We start from the raw sequence: 17,561 nt of genomic DNA on the forward strand, positions 1-17,561 counted from the left end.
CGCCCAGCAAAGACTGCTTGGTAATCGGCAACTCCTGCAATTCAGGCGAATCCACAGAAGTTGTATCAAGAAGGGAGCGTAGTCTACCGGAATGCTCCTTTCAGCTCAAACCTTGATCTTCGTCTCTTGGCTGCCAGTGCAATGTCCAGCCTTCGTGCACCTGACCATCAAGACCCGACAGGTTCGCCACCGCGAGCAATTCTTCACCGCGAAACAGCAGCGGCAATCTGCCACGTGCGAATGCGGGCACCGCCCGCTCGTTGAGCAGACGCTTGAGATCACGGTTGCCGCGCTCGGCCAGTTGCATGATTTCACCGCCATGCCGATAGGCAATGCGCAAAGGCCCGAATGGAGCGTGACCGTTGAACATGACGCGTCCGTTATCGGCCAAGCGTAGCGCTGACGTCGGGGTCTGCCAGTCGGCGCCGATCACCGGCGTCTGCAGCCACTTACCGCTGAGCCACCAGACGCGACCGGCGCTGCGATGTAGTTCGCCGTCGGCCAGGCGCCATTTCGGTGAGGCGTCGGCGATCGCATCGCGCAGGTCGATCCAACCCGACCAATGGTCAGTGTCTGGCAGCCCGGTCAACGGTCCCAGCCAGTGGCTGAGGGCATTACGCTGACGTGCTTCAGATAAAGCCGCCAAAGGCGCCAGCGCCAGCGAAGGCACGCCGAGCCAAGCGTATTCATGGGGCGTTTCGGCTTGTGCCAGATCGATCTGCGCCAGTTCATCGAGCAAGCCTTGCGCCTCACGCAGATGCGCAGCCGTGCGCGCCATGCTCGCCTGCGCTTGCGGCCAGCGCTCGGTCAGCACCGGCATGACTTGATGGCGCAGGTAGTTGCGCGAAAACTGCCGATCCTGGTTTGACGGATCTTCGATCCAGCGCAACTGATGTGCCTGTGCATAACTTTCCAGCTCAGCGCGGCTGACATCCAGCAACGGGCGAACCAGTGTGCCCTGCCCCACCGGGCGCTGCTGCGGCATTGCGCAAAGCCCACGCACTCCAGCTCCGCGCAACAGCCGAAACAGCAGCGTTTCCGCTTGGTCGTCTCGGTGCTGGCCGGTCAGCAGTACGTCATTGGGCTGTGTCAGCGAACTGAAAACGGCATAACGCGCATCCCGTGCCGCCCGCTCCAGGCTCGCCCCGGCCTTCACGTTTACCCGCTCCACTCGCAACGGCACGCCCAGCGCATCGCAAACGGCCTGGCAGTGTTGCGGCCACGCATCGGCCGCAGCCTGAAGGCCGTGGTGGATATGGACAGCGCTGAGCGCAGGGAGGGACTGGGTTTTCGCCAGAGTGGCGAGAAGGTGCAGGAGGACCGTGGAATCGAGGCCGCCGGAGAAGGCGATACGCCAGTGAGCGGCATTGCGCCAGGGCTCAAGGTTTAACAGAAGCCGCGACGGCAAATCAATCATGGACTGACTCATAGCTTTCTCTTTGCCCCAAACAAATGTGGGAGCGAGCCTGCTCGCGAAGACGGTTTAACATTCAACACATTCGTCGAGTGTTATACCGCTTTCGCGAGCAGGCTCGCTCCCACATGGGTATCGCGCTTCGCTTTAGAGACCGTAGCTCATCAGGCGATCGTAACGGCGCTTGAGCAGCGCTTCGTTATCGAACTGCTTGAGCATCGCCAGTTGCGAGCTCAGTTCGGCGCGGATCGAAGCGGCGGCAGCAGCCGGATCACGGTGCGCGCCGCCCAGTGGTTCGCTGATTACCTTGTCGACGATGCCCAGGCCTTTCAGACGCTCGGCAGTGATACCCATCGCTTCAGCGGCATCCGGTGCTTTCTCGGCGGTTTTCCACAGGATCGATGCGCAACCTTCCGGCGAGATCACCGCGTAGGTCGAATATTGCAGCATGTTCAGCTGATCGCAGACGCCGATGGCCAATGCGCCGCCGGAACCACCTTCACCGATTACAGTGGCGATGATCGGGGTCTTCAGGCGCGCCATCACGCGCAGGTTCCAGGCAATCGCTTCGCTCTGGTTGCGCTCTTCAGCGTCGATGCCAGGGTAAGCACCCGGGGTGTCGATGAAGGTCAGGATCGGCATCTTGAAGCGTTCGGCCATTTCCATCAGACGGCAGGCCTTGCGGTAGCCTTCCGGACGCGGCATGCCGAAGTTGCGGCGAACTTTCTCGCGCACTTCACGGCCCTTCTGGTGGCCGATGATCATCACCGGCTGGTCTTCCAGACGGGCGATACCGCCAACGATGGCAGCGTCGTCGGAGAAGTGACGGTCGCCGTGCAGTTCGTCGAACTCGGTGAAGATGTGCTCGATGTAGTCGAGGGTGTAAGGGCGTTTCGGGTGACGCGCCAAGCGTGCGATCTGCCAGCTGGTCAGCTTGCCGAAGATGTCTTCGGTCAGCGTCTTGCTCTTGTCCTGCAGGCGGGAGATCTCATCGCCGATATTCAGCGAATTGTCATTACCGACCAAGCGCAACTCTTCGATCTTGGCTTGCAGGTCGGCGATCGGCTGTTCGAAATCTAGAAAATTCGGGTTCATAGGCGTCCGTCTTGGGTCGTGTCCCAAGTGAGCTTGGGCCGGCCGGTTGTCTATTCGCGCCCTACCTTAAGGGAGAGGCGCGCTGAGGTCGAGATTAAAAATTCAGGTTGCGGGCAAGCGCAATGATGGCACCTGCCGGTCAACGGTATTGGAGGAAGACGTTGTCTCGCCCGAACTGGTCACGCAGGGCTTGAATCAAGGCATCCGCCGGGTCGATCCGCCAGCTCTCGCCGAACTGCAGCAAGGTCTTCGCATCCGGGCTGGTGTACTCCATGGTCACCGGGCACGCGCCGCGATGACGCTTGAGCAGTTCGCCCAACCAGCGTAGCTGATCGCCTTTGAGATCCTGGGTGTGCAGCTTCAGGCGCAGGCTTTCGGCCAGGTTGGTCCGCGCATCCTCCATGCTCATCACGCGCTTGACCCGCAGGCGCAGGCCGCCGGAGAAGTCGTCGTTGCTCACTTCGCCCTCGACGACCACCATCGCGTCGGTCTGCAGCAGCGACTGCGCGGAATGGAACGCATCGGCAAACAGCGACGCCTCGATCCGCCCGGAGCGGTCATCAAGGGTGATGAAGCCCATTTTGTCGCCCTTCTTGTTCTTCATCACCCGCAGGGCAATGATCATCCCCGCCACGGTCTGCGTGTCGCGCGCCGGTTTCAGGTCGATGATGCGCTGACGGGCAAAGCGGCGGATCTCGCCTTCGTATTCGTCGATCGGGTGACCGGTCAGGTACAGGCCCAAGGTGTCTTTTTCACCCTTGAGGCGTTCCTTGAGGGTCAGCTCCTTGGCCTTGCGATGGGATGCATACACGTCGGCATCCTCTTCGACGAACAAACCGCCAAACAGATCGGCGTGACCACTGTCGTGAGTACGCGCGGTCTGCTCGGCCGCCTTGATCGCCTCTTCCATCGCTGCCAGCAGCACGGCGCGGTTACGGTCGATGTTGGCTTGATAGGCTTTCTGCTCGTCGTGGAAATAAGGACCCAGGCGATCCAGCGCGCCGCTGCGGATCAGGCCGTCGAGGGTGCGCTTGTTGATGCGCTTGAGGTCGACCCGCGCGCAGAAATCGAACAGATCCTTGAACGGACCGGCCTGTCGCGCTTCGGTGATCGCTTCCACCGGGCCTTCACCGACGCCCTTGATCGCGCCGAGGCCATAGACGATGCGGCCGTCGTCGTTCACCGTGAACTTGAACTCCGAAGTGTTCACGTCCGGCGCGTCGAGGCGCAGCTTCATCGTCCGCACTTCCTCGATCAAGGTCACGACCTTGTCGGTGTTGTGCATATCCGCCGAGAGTACCGCGGCCATGAACGGCGCCGGGTAGTGGGCTTTCAGCCAGGCGGTCTGGTACGACACCAGTCCGTAAGCAGCGGAGTGGGATTTGTTGAAGCCGTAACCGGCGAATTTTTCCACCAGGTCGAAAATGTTACCGGCAAGGTCGGCGTCGATGCCGTTGGTCGCGCAACCTTCAATGAAACCGCCGCGCTGCTTGGCCATTTCCTCGGGCTTTTTCTTACCCATCGCCCGACGCAGCATGTCCGCACCACCGAGGGTGTAGCCGGCCATGACCTGGGCAATCTGCATCACCTGTTCCTGATACAGGATGATGCCGTAAGTCGGCGCCAGTACCGGCTTGAGGCCGTCGTACTGGTAGTCCGAATGCGGATAGGCCAGCTCGGCGCGCCCGTGCTTACGGTTGATGAAGTCGTCCACCATGCCCGATTGCAGCGGGCCCGGACGGAACAGTGCTACCAGTGCGATCAGGTCTTCCAGGCAGTCGGGCTTGAGCTTTTTGATCAGCTCTTTCATGCCGCGGGATTCAAGCTGGAACACCGCCGTGGTTTCGGCTTTTTGCAGCAACTGGTAGGTCGGTTTGTCGTCCAGCGGGATAAAGGCGATATCCAGCGGTGGCTCGTTGACCTTGGCGCGGTCGCGGTTGATGGTTTTCAGCGCCCAGTCGATGATCGTCAGCGTACGCAGGCCGAGGAAGTCGAACTTCACCAGACCGGCAGCCTCAACGTCGTCCTTGTCGAACTGGGTCACCAGACCATCGCCGGCCTCGTCGCAATAGATCGGCGAGAAGTCGGTCAGTTTGGTCGGCGCGATCACCACACCACCGGCGTGTTTGCCGACGTTACGCACCACGCCCTCGAGCTTGCGCGCCATCTCCCAGATTTCCGCGGCTTCTTCATCGACCTTGATGAAGTCACGCAGGATCTCTTCCTGCTCGTAGGCTTTTTCCAGAGTCATGCCGACTTCGAACGGAATCATCTTCGACAGACGATCCGCCAGGCCGTAGGACTTGCCCTGCACCCGCGCCACGTCACGCACCACAGCCTTGGCGGCCATGGAACCGAAGGTGATGATCTGGCTCACCGCGTTGCGACCGTATTTCTCGGCCACGTAATCGATCACGCGGTCGCGACCGTCCATGCAGAAGTCGACGTCGAAGTCGGGCATGGAAACCCGTTCCGGGTTGAGGAAACGTTCGAACAGCAGGTCATATTCCAGCGGGTCGAGGTCGGTGATCTTCTGTACGTAAGCCACCAGCGAACCGGCACCCGACCCACGGCCCGGACCAACCGGTACGCCGTTATTCTTGGCCCACTGGATAAAGTCCATCACGATCAGGAAGTAACCGGGGAAGCCCATCTGAATGATGATATCCAGCTCGAAATTCAAGCGGTCGACATAGACCTGGCGCTTGGCTTCGTAGTCTTCGGTGGTGTCCTTGGGCAGCAGCACCGCCAGGCGTTCTTCGAGACCTTCGAAGGAAACCTTGCGGAAATATTCGTCGATGGTCATGCCATCGGGGATCGGGAAGTTGGGCAGGAAGTGCGTGCCCAGCTTCACTTCGATGTTGCAGCGTTTGGCGATCTCGACGGTGTTTGCGATGGCGTCGGGAATATCGCTGAACAGCTCGAGCATTTCCTCGGCGCTTTTCAGGTATTGCTGATCGCTGTAATTCTTCGAACGGCGCGGGTCGTCGAGGGCGCGGCCTTCACCGATGCACACGCGGGTTTCGTGGGCGGCGAAGTCTTCCTGCTTGATAAAGCGCACATCGTTGGTCGCCACCAGCGGCGCGCCAAGTTTGTCGGCCAGTGCGACGGCACCATGCAGTTGTTCTTCGTCGTTGGGGCGATTGGTGCGCTGGATTTCCAGATAGAAGCGATCCGGGAACACTGCCATCCACTCGCGCGTCAGCGTTTCGGCTTCCGCCGGGTTGCCGCCGATCATGGCCATGCCGATCTCGCCTTCTTTGGCAGCGGACAGCATGATCAGGCCTTCGTTGGCCTCGGCCACCCATTCGCGCTCGACAATCACCATGCCGTTGCGCTGGCCTTCGATGAAGCCGCGGGAGATCAATTCGGTGAGATTGCGGTAACCCTGAGCGTTCATCACCAGCAGGCTGATGCGGCTCAGCGGTGCGTCCGGGTCCTTGTTGGCCAGCCACAGGTCGGCACCGCAGATCGGCTTGATGCCGGCGCCCATGGCGTTTTTATAGAACTTGACCAGAGAACACATGTTGTTCTGATCGGTGACCGCAACCGCCGGCATGTTCATGGCGGTCAGCGCTTTGACCAGCGGCTTGATCCGTACCAGCCCGTCGACCAGGGAGTATTCAGTGTGCAGGCGTAGATGAACGAATGAAGCCGGCATAGTGATCCTGTCCAGTTACATAGAGACAACGAGGCCCGGATTGTACCGGGCCTCGAATAAAACATCAGCCTTGCGCCTAAACCTGCGTCAGGCTTTCCCGCGCCTCGTAAGCCAGACGAACCGGGGCGAACGAGCGGCGGTGAATGGGCGTCGGGCCGAGCCGCGCCAGCGCTTCCAGATGAACGGGCGTCGGGTAGCCTTTGTGGCCGCCGATGCCGTAGCCCGGGTAGATCAATTCGAACGCCGCCATTTCGCGATCGCGGCTGACCTTGGCCAGAATCGACGCCGCGGCGATGGCCGGCACCTTGCCGTCGCCCTGAATCACCGCCTCGGCGCGCATCGGCAAATGCGGGCAGCGGTTGCCGTCGATCATCGCCAGTTTCGGCTGAATGTGCAGACCGGTGACCGCGCGCTGCATGGCCAGCATGGTTGCGTGGAGAATGTTCAGGTCATCGATTTCTTCGACTTCGGCGCGGGCGATGCACCAGCTCAGGGCTTTCTCGCAAATCTCGTCGTAGAGCTTTTCGCGCTTGGCTTCGGTGAGCTTTTTCGAATCGTCGAGGCCGAGAATCGGCCGGTTCGGATCGAGGATCACCGCCGCTGTCACCACCGCACCGCACAACGGGCCACGACCGACTTCATCGACACCGGCGACCAGTTCTTCCACTTCGGCGACCAGGGTGAAATCCAGGCCCATCTGCATGCTTGTCTTGCTCATTGTGGTTTGCCGATCAGGTTAAGGACGGCGTCCGCCGCCTGATTGGAAGCGTCGCGCCGCAGCGTGCGATGGATCTCGTCGAAACCGCGGGTCTGTTCTTCTCCGCCTTCGATCAATGGCGACAGAGTCTGCGCCAATGCCTCGACAGTCGCATCATCCTGCAACAACTCCGGCACCAGCAAGCGCTGGGCGAGCAAGTTGGGCAGCGACACGTACGGGCTCTTGACCATGCGCTTGAGAATCCAGAACGTCAGCGGCGCCAACCGATACGCCACCACCATCGGTCGCTTGTACAGCAGCGCTTCAAGGGTAGCAGTGCCAGAGGCGATCAACACCGCGTTGCACGCAGCGAGAGCCAGATGCGATTTACCATCGAGCAATGTCACCGGCAAATCCCGGCCCGCCAGCAGCGCTTCGAGTTGCACGCGGCGTTCCGGATTGGCACAGGGAATGACAAAACGCACGCCCGGACGCATGCCGCGCAGACGTTCGGCAGTGTCGAGAAACAGCGCGCCGAGGCGACTGACCTCACCGCCACGGCTGCCCGGCATCAGTGCCACCAGCGGGCCGTCGGGCAAACCCAACTCGGCACGTGCAGCGGCGCGGTCAGCCTCGAGCGGAATGGTATCGGCCAAGGTGTGGCCGACGAAACGCACCGGCACGCCCTTCTCTTCGTAGAACTTCGCTTCGAACGGCAACAGGGTCAGCATCAGATCGCAGCCTTCGCGGATCTTCAGTACCCGTTTCTGCCGCCATGCCCACACCGACGGGCTGACGTAATGCACGGTCTTGATCCCGGCCTGACGCAGCTTGAGTTCGATGTTGAGGTTGAAATCCGGCGCGTCGATGCCGATGAACACGTCCGGCCTGGCGGCGATCAGCGTGGCAATCAAGTCCTTGCGGCGCTTGAGCAACTCACTCAGACGACCGAGGACTTCGACCAGGCCCATGACCGACAGGCGCTCCATGGGGAAGTACGAGGTCAGGCCTTCGGCCTGCATCAGCGGCCCGCCGACACCGATAAACTCGATCGCCGGATGTTGTGCCTTGAGCGCACGCATGAGGCCGGCGCCGAGAATGTCACCGGAAGCCTCGCCCGCCACCAGCGCAATACGCAGACTGGCCATGATCAGCGGGTGATGCCGCGAGTCGATGCCTGGATCGAATCGCGGAACACAGCGACTTCAGGGAACTGCGCAGACGGCTCCGCCAGCTCGGCCAGCGCCTGCTCGACCGTCAGGCCCTGGCGGTAGACGGTCTTGTAGGCACGGCGCAAGGCGTGGATCGCATCTTCGCTGAAACCGCGCCGGCGCATGCCTTCGAAGTTCATGCTGCGCGCCTCGGCCGGGTTGCCGAATACAGTAACGAACGCCGGAACGTCCTTGCCGATCGCCGTACCCATGCCGGAAAAGCTGTGCGCGCCGATATGGCAGTACTGATGCACGAGAGTGAAACCGGAGAGGATCGCCCAGTCGTCAACGTGCACATGCCCCGCCAACGCGGTGTTGTTAACCAGAATGCAGTGGTTGCCGATGACGCTGTCGTGACCGATGTGGGCATAGGCCATAATCAGGTTGTGATCGCCCAGGGTGGTTTCCGAACGGTCTTGAACAGTGCCACGGTGAATGGTCACGCCTTCGCGGATGACGTTGTGGTCACCGATCACCAGGCGGGTTTCCTCGCCTTTGTATTTCAGATCCGGGGTGTCTTCACCTACCGAGGAAAACTGGTAGATGCGATTGTGTTTGCCAATGCGGGTCGGCCCCTTGAGGATCACATGCGGCCCGATCACGGTACCCTCGCCGATTTCCACACCTGCGCCGATGATCGACCACGGGCCGACCTCGACGCCGTCAGCCAGAACGGCGGACGGATCGATGATTGCGCGAGGGTCAATCAAACTCATACTTTCTGTTCCGCGCAGATGATTTCTGCCGAGCAGACCGGTTTGCCATCCACCGAAGCCTGGCATTCGAACTTCCAGATCTTGCGCTTGCAACTGATGAAGGTCGCTTCAAGAATCAACTGGTCGCCCGGCTTGACTGGCTGGCGGAAGCGCAGCTTGTCGGAGCCGACGAAGTAATACAGGGTGCCGTCGGCCGGTTTGACGTCGAGCATCTTGAAACCGAGGATCCCGGCAGCCTGAGCCATCGCTTCGATGATCAGCACGCCCGGCATGATCGGATGCGCTGGGAAGTGACCATTGAAGAACGGTTCATTGATGCTGACATTCTTGTAGGCGCGAATTCGCTTGCCTTCAGTGTCCAGTTCCACCACCCGGTCCACCAGCAGGAACGGGTAACGGTGAGGCAGGTATTCGCGAATCTCGTTGATGTCCATCATTTCAGGGGAAAGCCTATGTAAAGATTGGGAGCGCGACTGACGCGCACTCCTCTAGCAAATCAAGGAGGCAGTCTAGAGGCTGTGCACACTTGATATGGAAATGGTATCAGCCATCAGATGAAGCATTGCCGTCAGGGGTCACTTCCCCTGCACGCTTTTCCAGCTGTTTCAACCGTCGCGCGATGTCATCGAGCTGACGGATACGGGCCGCGCTTTTGCGCCATTCGGCCGCCGGTTGCATGGCTGTGCCGGAAGAATAGGCGCCCGGCTCGGTAATCGAGTGGGTCACCATGGTCATCCCGGTCAGGAAAACGTTGTCGCAAATATCAATGTGGCCGACCAGACCGACACCACCGGCGAGCATGCAGTGCTTGCCGATTTTGGTGCTGCCGGAGATGCCAACGCACGCGGCCATGGCGGTGTGATCACCGACCTGGACGTTGTGCGCGATCTGAATCTGGTTGTCGAGCTTCACGCCATTACCGATCACGGTATCGGCCAGAGCACCGCGGTCGATGGCGGTGTTCACGCCAATCTCGACATCGTCGCCGATGGTCACGCCACCAATCTGGGCGATCTTCTGCCAGACACCTTTTTCGTTGGCGAAGCCGAAGCCCTCACCGCCGATCACCGCGCCGGACTGAATCACCACACGTTTGCCGATGCGCACGTCGTGATACAGCGTCACGCGCGGAGCCAGCCAGCCGCCCTCACCGACTTCGCTGCGAGCGCCGATGACACAATGCGCGCCCAGCGTTACCTGTGCAGCGATTCGCGCTCCGGCTTCGATCACCACGAACGGGCCGATGCTGGCACTCGGGTCGACTACCGCGTCCGGCGCAATCACGGCTGTCGGGTGAACACCCGCAGCAGCTTTTGGCTTTGGATCGAACAGGTGCGAGATACGCGCGTAGGCCAGATAAGGATCCGGCACCACCAGGGCATTACCGGCAAAACCCTCAGCGTCTGCTTGCTTGAGCAGCAGTGCAGCGGCCTGCGAACCGGCCAGGTATTTGCGGTATTGGGGATTTGCCAGAAAGCTCAACTGAGCTGGGCCAGCCTCTTGCAAAGTGGCTAGCCCAGTAATTTGCGTCTCGGGGTCGCCACGCAGGGTGGCGCCGAGGTGCTCGGCCAACTGGCCGAGCCTGATAGTCACGGTCATGGGTTACTTCAGCTGATTCATGCGCTCGATAACCTGGCGCGTGATGTCGTACTGAGGTTTGACATCGATGACTGCGCCACGCTCGAACACCAGGTCAAAACCACCCTTCTTGATGACTTCTTCCACAGCGCTGTCCAGCTTCGGCTTCAGCTGCTTGAGCATTTCGCGGTCGGCAACGGCTTTGGCTTCGTTCAGCTCCTTGGACTGGAACTGGAAGTCGCGGGCCTTTTGCTTGAATTCCAGCTCCAGACGCTCACGCTCGCCCTGCTGCATTTTGTCGCCACCGGCCATCAGACGGTCCTGAATGCCTTTGGCGCTGCTTTCCAGGGTTTTCAGCTTGGTCAGTTGCGGGCCGAACTTCTTTTCGGCATCCACGGCGTACTTCTTCGCCGCGTCGGATTCCAGCAGTGCCATCTGATAGTTCAGCACGGCAATTTTCATGTCGGCGAACGCCGGGCCTGCCACCAGTACGGAGGCCAGGAGAACCAATTGAGTCAACTTACGCACGATGCACTCCTACAAAATCCATTGTCGTTATCTTGGGTCAGACGCTTAGAACGTCTGGCCGAGGGAGAATTGGAACACTTGAGTTTCAGCGTCATCCGGTTTCTTGACCGGCATCGCCAGCGCAAAGCTCAAAGGACCCAGCGCGGTGACCCAGGTCACACCCACACCCACGGAACTGGCCATGTTGCTCAGGCTGATGTCGTTGCACTTGGTGTTGGACGAGGAACCGTTAGCGTTCGTAGTGTCCTTGCACTGCGAGTCAAACACGTTACCGACATCCCAGAAGACCGAAGTACGCAGGGAACGCTGATCCTTGACGAATGGCAGCGGGAACAGAACTTCCACACCGCCCTGGATCAGGACGTTACCACCGAACGGCAGTGGATCCTGGTCCGGGTCCGCGATAGTGCCCGGGTTGGTACCACGACTCGGCGTACTGCGCGGGCCAAGGGTGCTGTCCTTGAAGCCACGTACCGAGTTGAAACCACCTGCATAGTAGTTTTCATAGAACGGCAAGCCGTCGGTCGAACCGTAACCGTCGCCATAACCGAGCTCGGTGTGCAGGCGCATGGTGTAGTTCTCAGTAATCGGCTGGAACAACTGACCACGGTAATCGAGTTTGAAGAACGACAGGTCGCTGCCTGGAATGGTGGTTTCCAGGGTCAGGCTCTGGGAACGACCACGGGTCGGCAATACGCCCTTGTTCAGAGTCGACTCGGACCAACCGGCCGAAGCCTTGAAGTTCAGGTAGTTATCGCCTTCCTTGTTAACGAAGTCGAAAATCTCGTCAACGGTATAGCGACCAGTGTTGATCTTGTCCTGCTGAACGGAAGCACCGAAGGTCAGACGCGAAGTCTCGCTGATCGGGTAACCGACGTTCACGCCGGCACCGAGACTGTCTACCGCATAGCTGGAAATATCGGCATCGAGTTCATCGTAGTCGGTGGTGCGATAGAACGCGTTGTAACCCAGGCTCACGCCATCGGCGGTCCAGTACGGGTCAACGTAGCCGAAGTTGTAGCGGCTCTGGTATTCGCTGCGGGTCAGACCGATGCTGACGCGGTTACCGGTACCGAGGAAGTTGTTCTGGGTGATCGAGCCACCAAGGATCAGACCGGCGCTCTGGGCGAAACCGACGCTGGCGGTGATCGAACCGGAAGCCTGTTCTTCAACGGCGTAGTTGACGTCAACCTGGTCGTCGACACCTGGCACTGCCGGGGTCTCAACGTTGACTTCCTTGAAGAAGCCCAGACGCTCCAGACGCGTCTTGGACTGGTCAATCAGGTAGGTCGAAGCCCAGCCCCCTTCCATCTGACGCATTTCACGACGCAGCACTTCGTCCTCGGACTTGGTGTTGCCACGGAAATTGATGCGGTTGACGTAGGCGCGCTTGCCCGGATCGACAGCGAACAGGACGTCCACAGTGTGGTCGTCATCGTGTGGCTGCGGCACGCCGTTGACGTTGGCGAAGGTGTAGCCCTCGTTACCGAGACGACGAGTGATCAGCTCGGAAGTGGTGGTCATCAGCTTGCGCGAGAACACCTGGCCCTTCTGCACCAGCAACAGCGACTTGATCTGGTCTTCAGGGACTTTCAGGTCACCGCTGAGCTTGACGTCACGAACGGTGTACTTCTCGCCTTCGGTAACGTTGACGGTGATGTAGACGTGCTTCTTGTCCGGGGTAATCGATACCTGGGTCGAAGCGATGTCCATGTTGATGTAGCCACGGTCCAGGTAGTAGGAACGCAGACGCTCCAGGTCACCGGAGAGTTTTTCGCGGGCATATTTGTCATCGTTCTTGAAGAACGACAGCCAGTTGGTGGTTTTCAGTTCGAACAGGTCGGTCAGGTCTTCTTCAGGGAAGACTGTGTTACCCACCACGTTGATGTGCTGAATGGCGGCAACGGTACCCTCGTTGATCTTCACCTTCAGACCCACGCGGTTACGCGGCTGCGAGACCACTTCGGTATCGACGGTGGCCGAGTAGCGACCCTGGGCGACGTACTGGCGTTGCAGTTCATTCCGCACACCCTCGAGGGTGGCGCGCTGGAAGATCTCGCCTTCGGCCAGACCGGATTGCTTGAGGCCTTTCATCAGGTCTTCAGTGGAAATCGCCTTGTTGCCTTCGATTTCGATACTGGCGACCGAAGGACGCTCGACCACGGTGATGACCAGAACGTTGCCTTCGCGGCCCAGCTGGATATCTTGAAAGAAACCGGTTTTGAACAACGCACGAGTGGATTCCACCAGGCGACGATCATCCGCCTGCTCGCCGACGTTCAACGGCAAGGCACCAAAGACGCTACCCGCGGAGACCCGCTGGAGGCCATTGACGCGAATATCAGAGATAGTGAAGGACTCGGCGTGAACTTCGGCGATCATCAATACGGTGAGAACCGCAGTTAGCAGCAGACGTTTCATGAAGTCCTTTCTTATTCCAACTGGCAATAAACAAACTGCCGCAAAATGCGGCAGATTCGCAATTCAGCGAAGCGTTACAGTCGACCCAGATCGTTGACCAGAGCAAGCAACATCACCCCGACCACCAAACTGATACCGATCTGTATCCCCCAACCTTGCACCCGATCCGACAAGGGGCGACCACGCACCCACTCGATCAGATAAAACAACAAATGCCCCCCATCCAGTACAGGAATGGGCAGCAAATTCAGAACGCCCAGGCTAATACTCAGATAAGCAAGGAAATTCAGGAAATCAGCGACGCCCGACTGGGCAGAAGCGCCCGCCACTTTAGCAATGGTTATCGGTCCACTCAAGTTTTTTACCGAGAGCTCGCCGAACAGCATTTTCTTCAGTGAATCCAGCGTCAGAATGCTCATGGTCCAAGTGCGACGGGCACCCTCACCAATCGCGGCCAGTGGACCATAACTGACCTCGCGGATCATTTCCGGCGGCCAGTCGATGGCTTTGACGCCAGCGCCCAGATAACCGCTTGGCGATTTGCTTTCACCGCGCGCCGCCAGCGTTACAGGGACGTCGATTTGAGCATTGTCGCGCTCGATGCGCAGCATGATTTTGGTATCAGGACGCGTGCGGACGGTATCGACCACCTGCTGCCAGTCATCGAGTGGCTTGCCATCAAGGGCCAGCAAGCGATCGCCGGTTTTCAGCCCGGCTGCCTGCGCCGGACCTTTCGGATCGAGTTCGGCAAGCACCGGCGGCAAGGCCGGACGCCATGGACGAATACCCAGCGAGCGAATCGGATCCGGCTCGTCGGCACCTTTGAGCCAGTTATCCAGAGCCAGCGTGCGCGGCGACTCAGCGGTCGAGCCCTGCTCGCGCACCAGCAATTGAATGGCGCCGCTCTCACCAAGACGACGAACCAGTTGCAGATTGACCGCTGCCCAACCCGACGTCGGCTCGCCATCGATCGAGACAATCTCCTGGCCGGCGCTCAGACCTGCCTTGGCGGCAATGCTGCCAGACTCGACCGCACCGATGACCGGACGCACCTGCTCGCTGCCGAGCATCGCCAAGACCCAGAAGAACACCAGTGCCAGGAGGAAGTTGGCAATCGGGCCGGCTGCGACAATGGCGATACGCTGACGCACCGATTTGCGATTGAATGACTGATCAAGCTGATCGACCGGCACTTCGCCTTCGCGCTCGTCGAGCATCTTGACGTAGCCGCCCAGCGGAATCGCGGCGACCACAAATTCGGTGCCTTGCTTGTCGTGCCAGCGCAGCAACGGCATGCCAAAGCCCACGGAAAAACGCAGAACCTTGACGCCACAGCGACGCGCGACCCAGAAGTGGCCGAATTCGTGGAAGGTGACCAGCACACCCAGGGCGATCAGGGTGCCGGCAATCATATAGAGCGCGCTCATCTACTTTCTCCGCAGTCCCGTTCAGTGTCGCGTGTCGCCATTGTGTTGCAAAAATTATCGGCCGTACCGACTCAACCATTGCTCGGCCAGCATTCGCGCTTTCGCGTCCGCCGTAAACACGGAGTCAAGGTCGTTCAGAGCCACCACCGGCTCCAGATTCATGACTTCCTCGATGATACTCGCGATTTCCAGGTAGCGAACCCGTCCGTCGAGAAACGCTGCCACGGCTACTTCGTTGGCCGCGTTGAGCATCGCCGGCGCGCTGTCGCCGGCTTCGGCCGCCTGCCGGGCCAGACGCAGGCAGGGGAAACGGCTTTCATCGGGTGCTTCGAAATCCAGTCGCGCAATGGCAAACAGATCCAGTGGTGGAACGCCGGAATCGATACGTTCCGGCCAGGCCAGGGCATTGGCGATCGGCGTGCGCATATCCGGGTTACCCAATTGCGCCAGCACCGAGCCATCGACGTAATCGACCAGGGAGTGGATCACGCTCTGCGGATGAATGACCACTTCAACCTGAGCCGGTTTGGCATCGAACAACCAGCAAGCTTCGATCAGCTCCAGGCCCTTGTTCATCATGCTCGCCGAATCCACGGAGATCTTGCGCCCCATGGACCAGTTCGGATGCGCGCAAGCCTGTTCAGGCGACACATGCGCCAGCTCGGCCATCGGCGTCTGCCGGAACGGGCCGCCAGAGGCCGTCAGCAAAATCCGCCGCACCCCCACCGAGCTCAAGCCGCGCGCGAAATCTGCGGGCATGCATTGAAAAATCGCGTTGTGTTCGCTATCGATCGGCAGCAGTACCGAGCCGCTTTTGCGCACGGCCTGCATGAACAGAGCGCCGGACATCACCAGCGCTTCCTTGTTGGCCAGCAAAATCTTCTTGCCCGCCTCGACCGCCGCCAGTGTCGGACGCAACCCGGCCGCACCGACAATGGCCGCCATTACCGCATCGACTTCAGGCGCCGAGGCAACCTGACTCAGGCCCTCCTCGCCGACCAGCACGCGAGTCGCCAAGCCCGCTGCACGCAAGTCATCCTGTAAACCGCGCGCCGCAGCACCTTCGGGCACCACAGCAAATTGCGGCACATGACGCACGCACAACGCGAGCAATTCGCTCAGACGCGAAAAGCCACTCAAGGCGAAAACCTGATAACGCTCAGGATGACGGGCAATCACATCCAGGGTGCTCAGACCGATCGAACCGGTCGCACCCAATACAGTAATCTGCTGCGGGCGACTCACGGTGCGGCCATCCAGAGCAATACGGCAAACACCGGAATGGCTGCGGTCAGACTGTCGATGCGATCCAGCACGCCACCATGGCCGGGCAGCAGATTACTGCTGTCCTTGATGCCGGACTGGCGCTTGAACATGCTCTCGGTGAGGTCACCGACCACGGAAATGAAGACGATCACCGCAGCGCCGATCAAGCCCTTGAGCAGCTCGGCCACGGTCCAGTCGCGCACCAGCCCGACAATCGCGGTAATCACCAGGCTCAGAGCCAGACCACCATAGACGCCTTCCCAGCTTTTGCCCGGGCTGACTTGGGGTGCGAGCTTGCGCTTGCCGAACTTGCGCCCGGAAAAGTAAGCGCCGATGTCCGCGCCCCAGACCAACACCATCACCGCCATGATCAACCAGTTACCCAACGGATACTGCTTGATCTGCACCAGGCCCTGCCATGCAGGCAGCAGGATCAGCAGGCCAATGACCAACTTGGTCGCCGCTGTGGACCAGCGTGCGCTGGAGCCCGGGTAAGTCAGCACCAGATAGGTGGCGATGGCCCACCAGATCACCGATGCACCGAGCACCCAGGGGGCAAGCCCGGGCAGCACATACATGACGAACAGCATCAAGGCGACAACGGCGGCAAAGCCGACGCGGAACGATTGTGCGGTGAAGCCGGCCAGACGCGCCCATTCCCAGGCACCGAGGCTGACTACCAGGCCAATGAACAGCGCGAAGCCGGCACCTTTGAGCAGGAAAAACCCGCACAAGGCAATCGGCAGCAGGATCAGTGCAGTGATGATTCGTTGTTTAAGCATTAAACCCGGGCTCCAGCTTCGACCTGTTCGCTCGTTTTACCGAAGCGACGCTGGCGCGAAGCGAAATCGGCCAGCGCGGTGCGCATGGCGTCGTGTTTGAAGTCCGGCCAGAACAGGTCGGAGAAGTACAGCTCGGCGTAGGCCAGCTGCCACAGCAGGAAATTACTGATGCGATGCTCGCCACCGGTGCGGATGCACAGGTCAGGCAACGGCAGATCGCCGGTGGCCAGACAGGTCTGCAGCAGATCCGGGGTGATGTCCTCCGGGCGCAAGTGCCCGGCCTGGACTTCACGCGCCAGACGTTGCGCAGCCTGGGCAATATCCCACTGACCACCATAGTTGGCGGCGATCTGCAGGACAAAGCGGTTGGCACCGACGGTCATGGCCTCGGCCTCGCGCATCGCCGCCTGAAGCTCAGGGTGGAAACGCGAGCGATCGCCTATGATGCGCAGGCTGATGTTGTTGTCGTTGAGGCGCTTGGCCTCACGACGCAGCGCCTTGAAAAACAGATCCATCAAGGCACTGACCTCATCGGCCGGGCGCTGCCAGTTTTCACTGGAGAAGGCGAACAGGGTCAGGACTTCGACCTTGGCCTCAGCGCACACCTCGATCACCGCCCGCACAGCATCCACGCCCGCTTTATGCCCGGCGACACCCGGCATGAAGCGTTTTTTCGCCCAGCGATTATTGCCATCCATGATGATCGCGACATGGCGCGGCACCGCGGACGGCGCAGTCTGCTTGGTCTTGTCCATTTAAAGCTCG

General features: G+C 60.1%; 14 protein-coding genes. All 14 read right to left on the reverse strand.

All coding sequences use genetic code 11. The annotated features are described in order from the left end of the window. Positions 1 to 100: 100 nt before the first annotated feature. Positions 101 to 1,429, reverse strand: a complete 1,329-nt coding sequence (gene tilS, locus GXB78_RS25265) for a tRNA lysidine(34) synthetase TilS (protein WP_329517462.1) — start codon at positions 1,427 to 1,429, stop codon at positions 101 to 103. Positions 1,430 to 1,561: 132 nt separating this feature from the next. Further along, positions 1,562 to 2,509: an acetyl-CoA carboxylase carboxyltransferase subunit alpha gene (locus GXB78_RS25270; protein WP_016771465.1), complete on the reverse strand. Its 948-nt coding sequence runs from the start codon at positions 2,507 to 2,509 to the stop codon at positions 1,562 to 1,564. Between the two features lie 139 nt (positions 2,510 to 2,648). Further along, positions 2,649 to 6,170 carry a DNA polymerase III subunit alpha gene (dnaE, locus tag GXB78_RS25275; protein ID WP_329517463.1) on the reverse strand — a complete coding sequence of 1,174 codons (3,522 nt, stop codon included), beginning with the start codon at positions 6,168 to 6,170 and terminating at the stop codon, positions 2,649 to 2,651. A gap of 76 nt (positions 6,171 to 6,246) precedes the next feature. Further along, positions 6,247 to 6,873 (reverse strand): ribonuclease HII, encoded by a 627-nt coding sequence (rnhB, locus tag GXB78_RS25280; RefSeq protein WP_329517505.1) that lies wholly within the window; start codon positions 6,871 to 6,873, stop codon positions 6,247 to 6,249. An 11-nt stretch (positions 6,874 to 6,884) separates the two neighbouring features. Then, the gene (gene lpxB / locus GXB78_RS25285; RefSeq protein ID WP_408005156.1) at positions 6,885 to 8,015 is read right to left on the reverse strand and encodes a lipid-A-disaccharide synthase; all 1,131 of its coding nucleotides are present in this window, start codon (positions 8,013 to 8,015) and stop codon (positions 6,885 to 6,887) included. A gap of 2 nt (positions 8,016 to 8,017) precedes the next feature. Further along, positions 8,018 to 8,794, reverse strand: coding sequence for an acyl-ACP--UDP-N-acetylglucosamine O-acyltransferase (gene lpxA, locus GXB78_RS25290; RefSeq protein ID WP_016771468.1), 777 nt, complete (start codon positions 8,792 to 8,794; stop codon positions 8,018 to 8,020). Then, positions 8,791 to 9,231, reverse strand: coding sequence for a 3-hydroxyacyl-ACP dehydratase FabZ (gene fabZ, locus GXB78_RS25295; RefSeq protein WP_016771469.1), 441 nt, complete (start codon positions 9,229 to 9,231; stop codon positions 8,791 to 8,793). Before fabZ ends, lpxA begins: the two co-directional genes overlap by 4 nt. A gap of 106 nt (positions 9,232 to 9,337) precedes the next feature. Continuing rightward, positions 9,338 to 10,393, reverse strand: coding sequence for a UDP-3-O-(3-hydroxymyristoyl)glucosamine N-acyltransferase (lpxD, locus tag GXB78_RS25300; RefSeq protein ID WP_329517464.1), 1,056 nt, complete (start codon positions 10,391 to 10,393; stop codon positions 9,338 to 9,340). A gap of 3 nt (positions 10,394 to 10,396) precedes the next feature. After that, positions 10,397 to 10,900, reverse strand: a complete 504-nt coding sequence (locus tag GXB78_RS25305) for an OmpH family outer membrane protein (protein ID WP_003222140.1) — start codon at positions 10,898 to 10,900, stop codon at positions 10,397 to 10,399. 45 nt (positions 10,901 to 10,945) lie between these two features. Continuing rightward, positions 10,946 to 13,321 carry an outer membrane protein assembly factor BamA gene (bamA, locus tag GXB78_RS25310; RefSeq protein ID WP_329517465.1) on the reverse strand — a complete coding sequence of 792 codons (2,376 nt, stop codon included), beginning with the start codon at positions 13,319 to 13,321 and terminating at the stop codon, positions 10,946 to 10,948. A gap of 74 nt (positions 13,322 to 13,395) precedes the next feature. After that, complete coding sequence (gene rseP, locus GXB78_RS25315) at positions 13,396 to 14,748, reverse strand: sigma E protease regulator RseP (RefSeq protein ID WP_329517466.1); 1,353 nt, start codon at positions 14,746 to 14,748, stop codon at positions 13,396 to 13,398. A gap of 54 nt (positions 14,749 to 14,802) precedes the next feature. Next, positions 14,803 to 15,993, reverse strand: coding sequence for a 1-deoxy-D-xylulose-5-phosphate reductoisomerase (ispC, locus tag GXB78_RS25320; RefSeq protein WP_329517467.1), 1,191 nt, complete (start codon positions 15,991 to 15,993; stop codon positions 14,803 to 14,805). Continuing rightward, positions 15,990 to 16,796: a phosphatidate cytidylyltransferase gene (locus tag GXB78_RS25325; protein ID WP_329517468.1), complete on the reverse strand. Its 807-nt coding sequence runs from the start codon at positions 16,794 to 16,796 to the stop codon at positions 15,990 to 15,992. The genes ispC and GXB78_RS25325 overlap by 4 nt, the downstream gene beginning before the upstream one ends. Further along, on the reverse strand, positions 16,796 to 17,551 hold the full coding sequence (gene uppS, locus GXB78_RS25330) for a polyprenyl diphosphate synthase (protein WP_016771475.1): 756 nt from the start codon (positions 17,549 to 17,551) through the stop codon (positions 16,796 to 16,798). The genes GXB78_RS25325 and uppS overlap by 1 nt, the downstream gene beginning before the upstream one ends. Between the last annotated feature and the right edge of the window lie 10 nt (positions 17,552 to 17,561).

The sequence above is a fragment of the Pseudomonas moraviensis subsp. stanleyae genome (assembly GCF_036283065.1).
Lineage (GTDB): Bacteria > Pseudomonadota > Gammaproteobacteria > Pseudomonadales > Pseudomonadaceae > Aquipseudomonas > Aquipseudomonas stanleyae.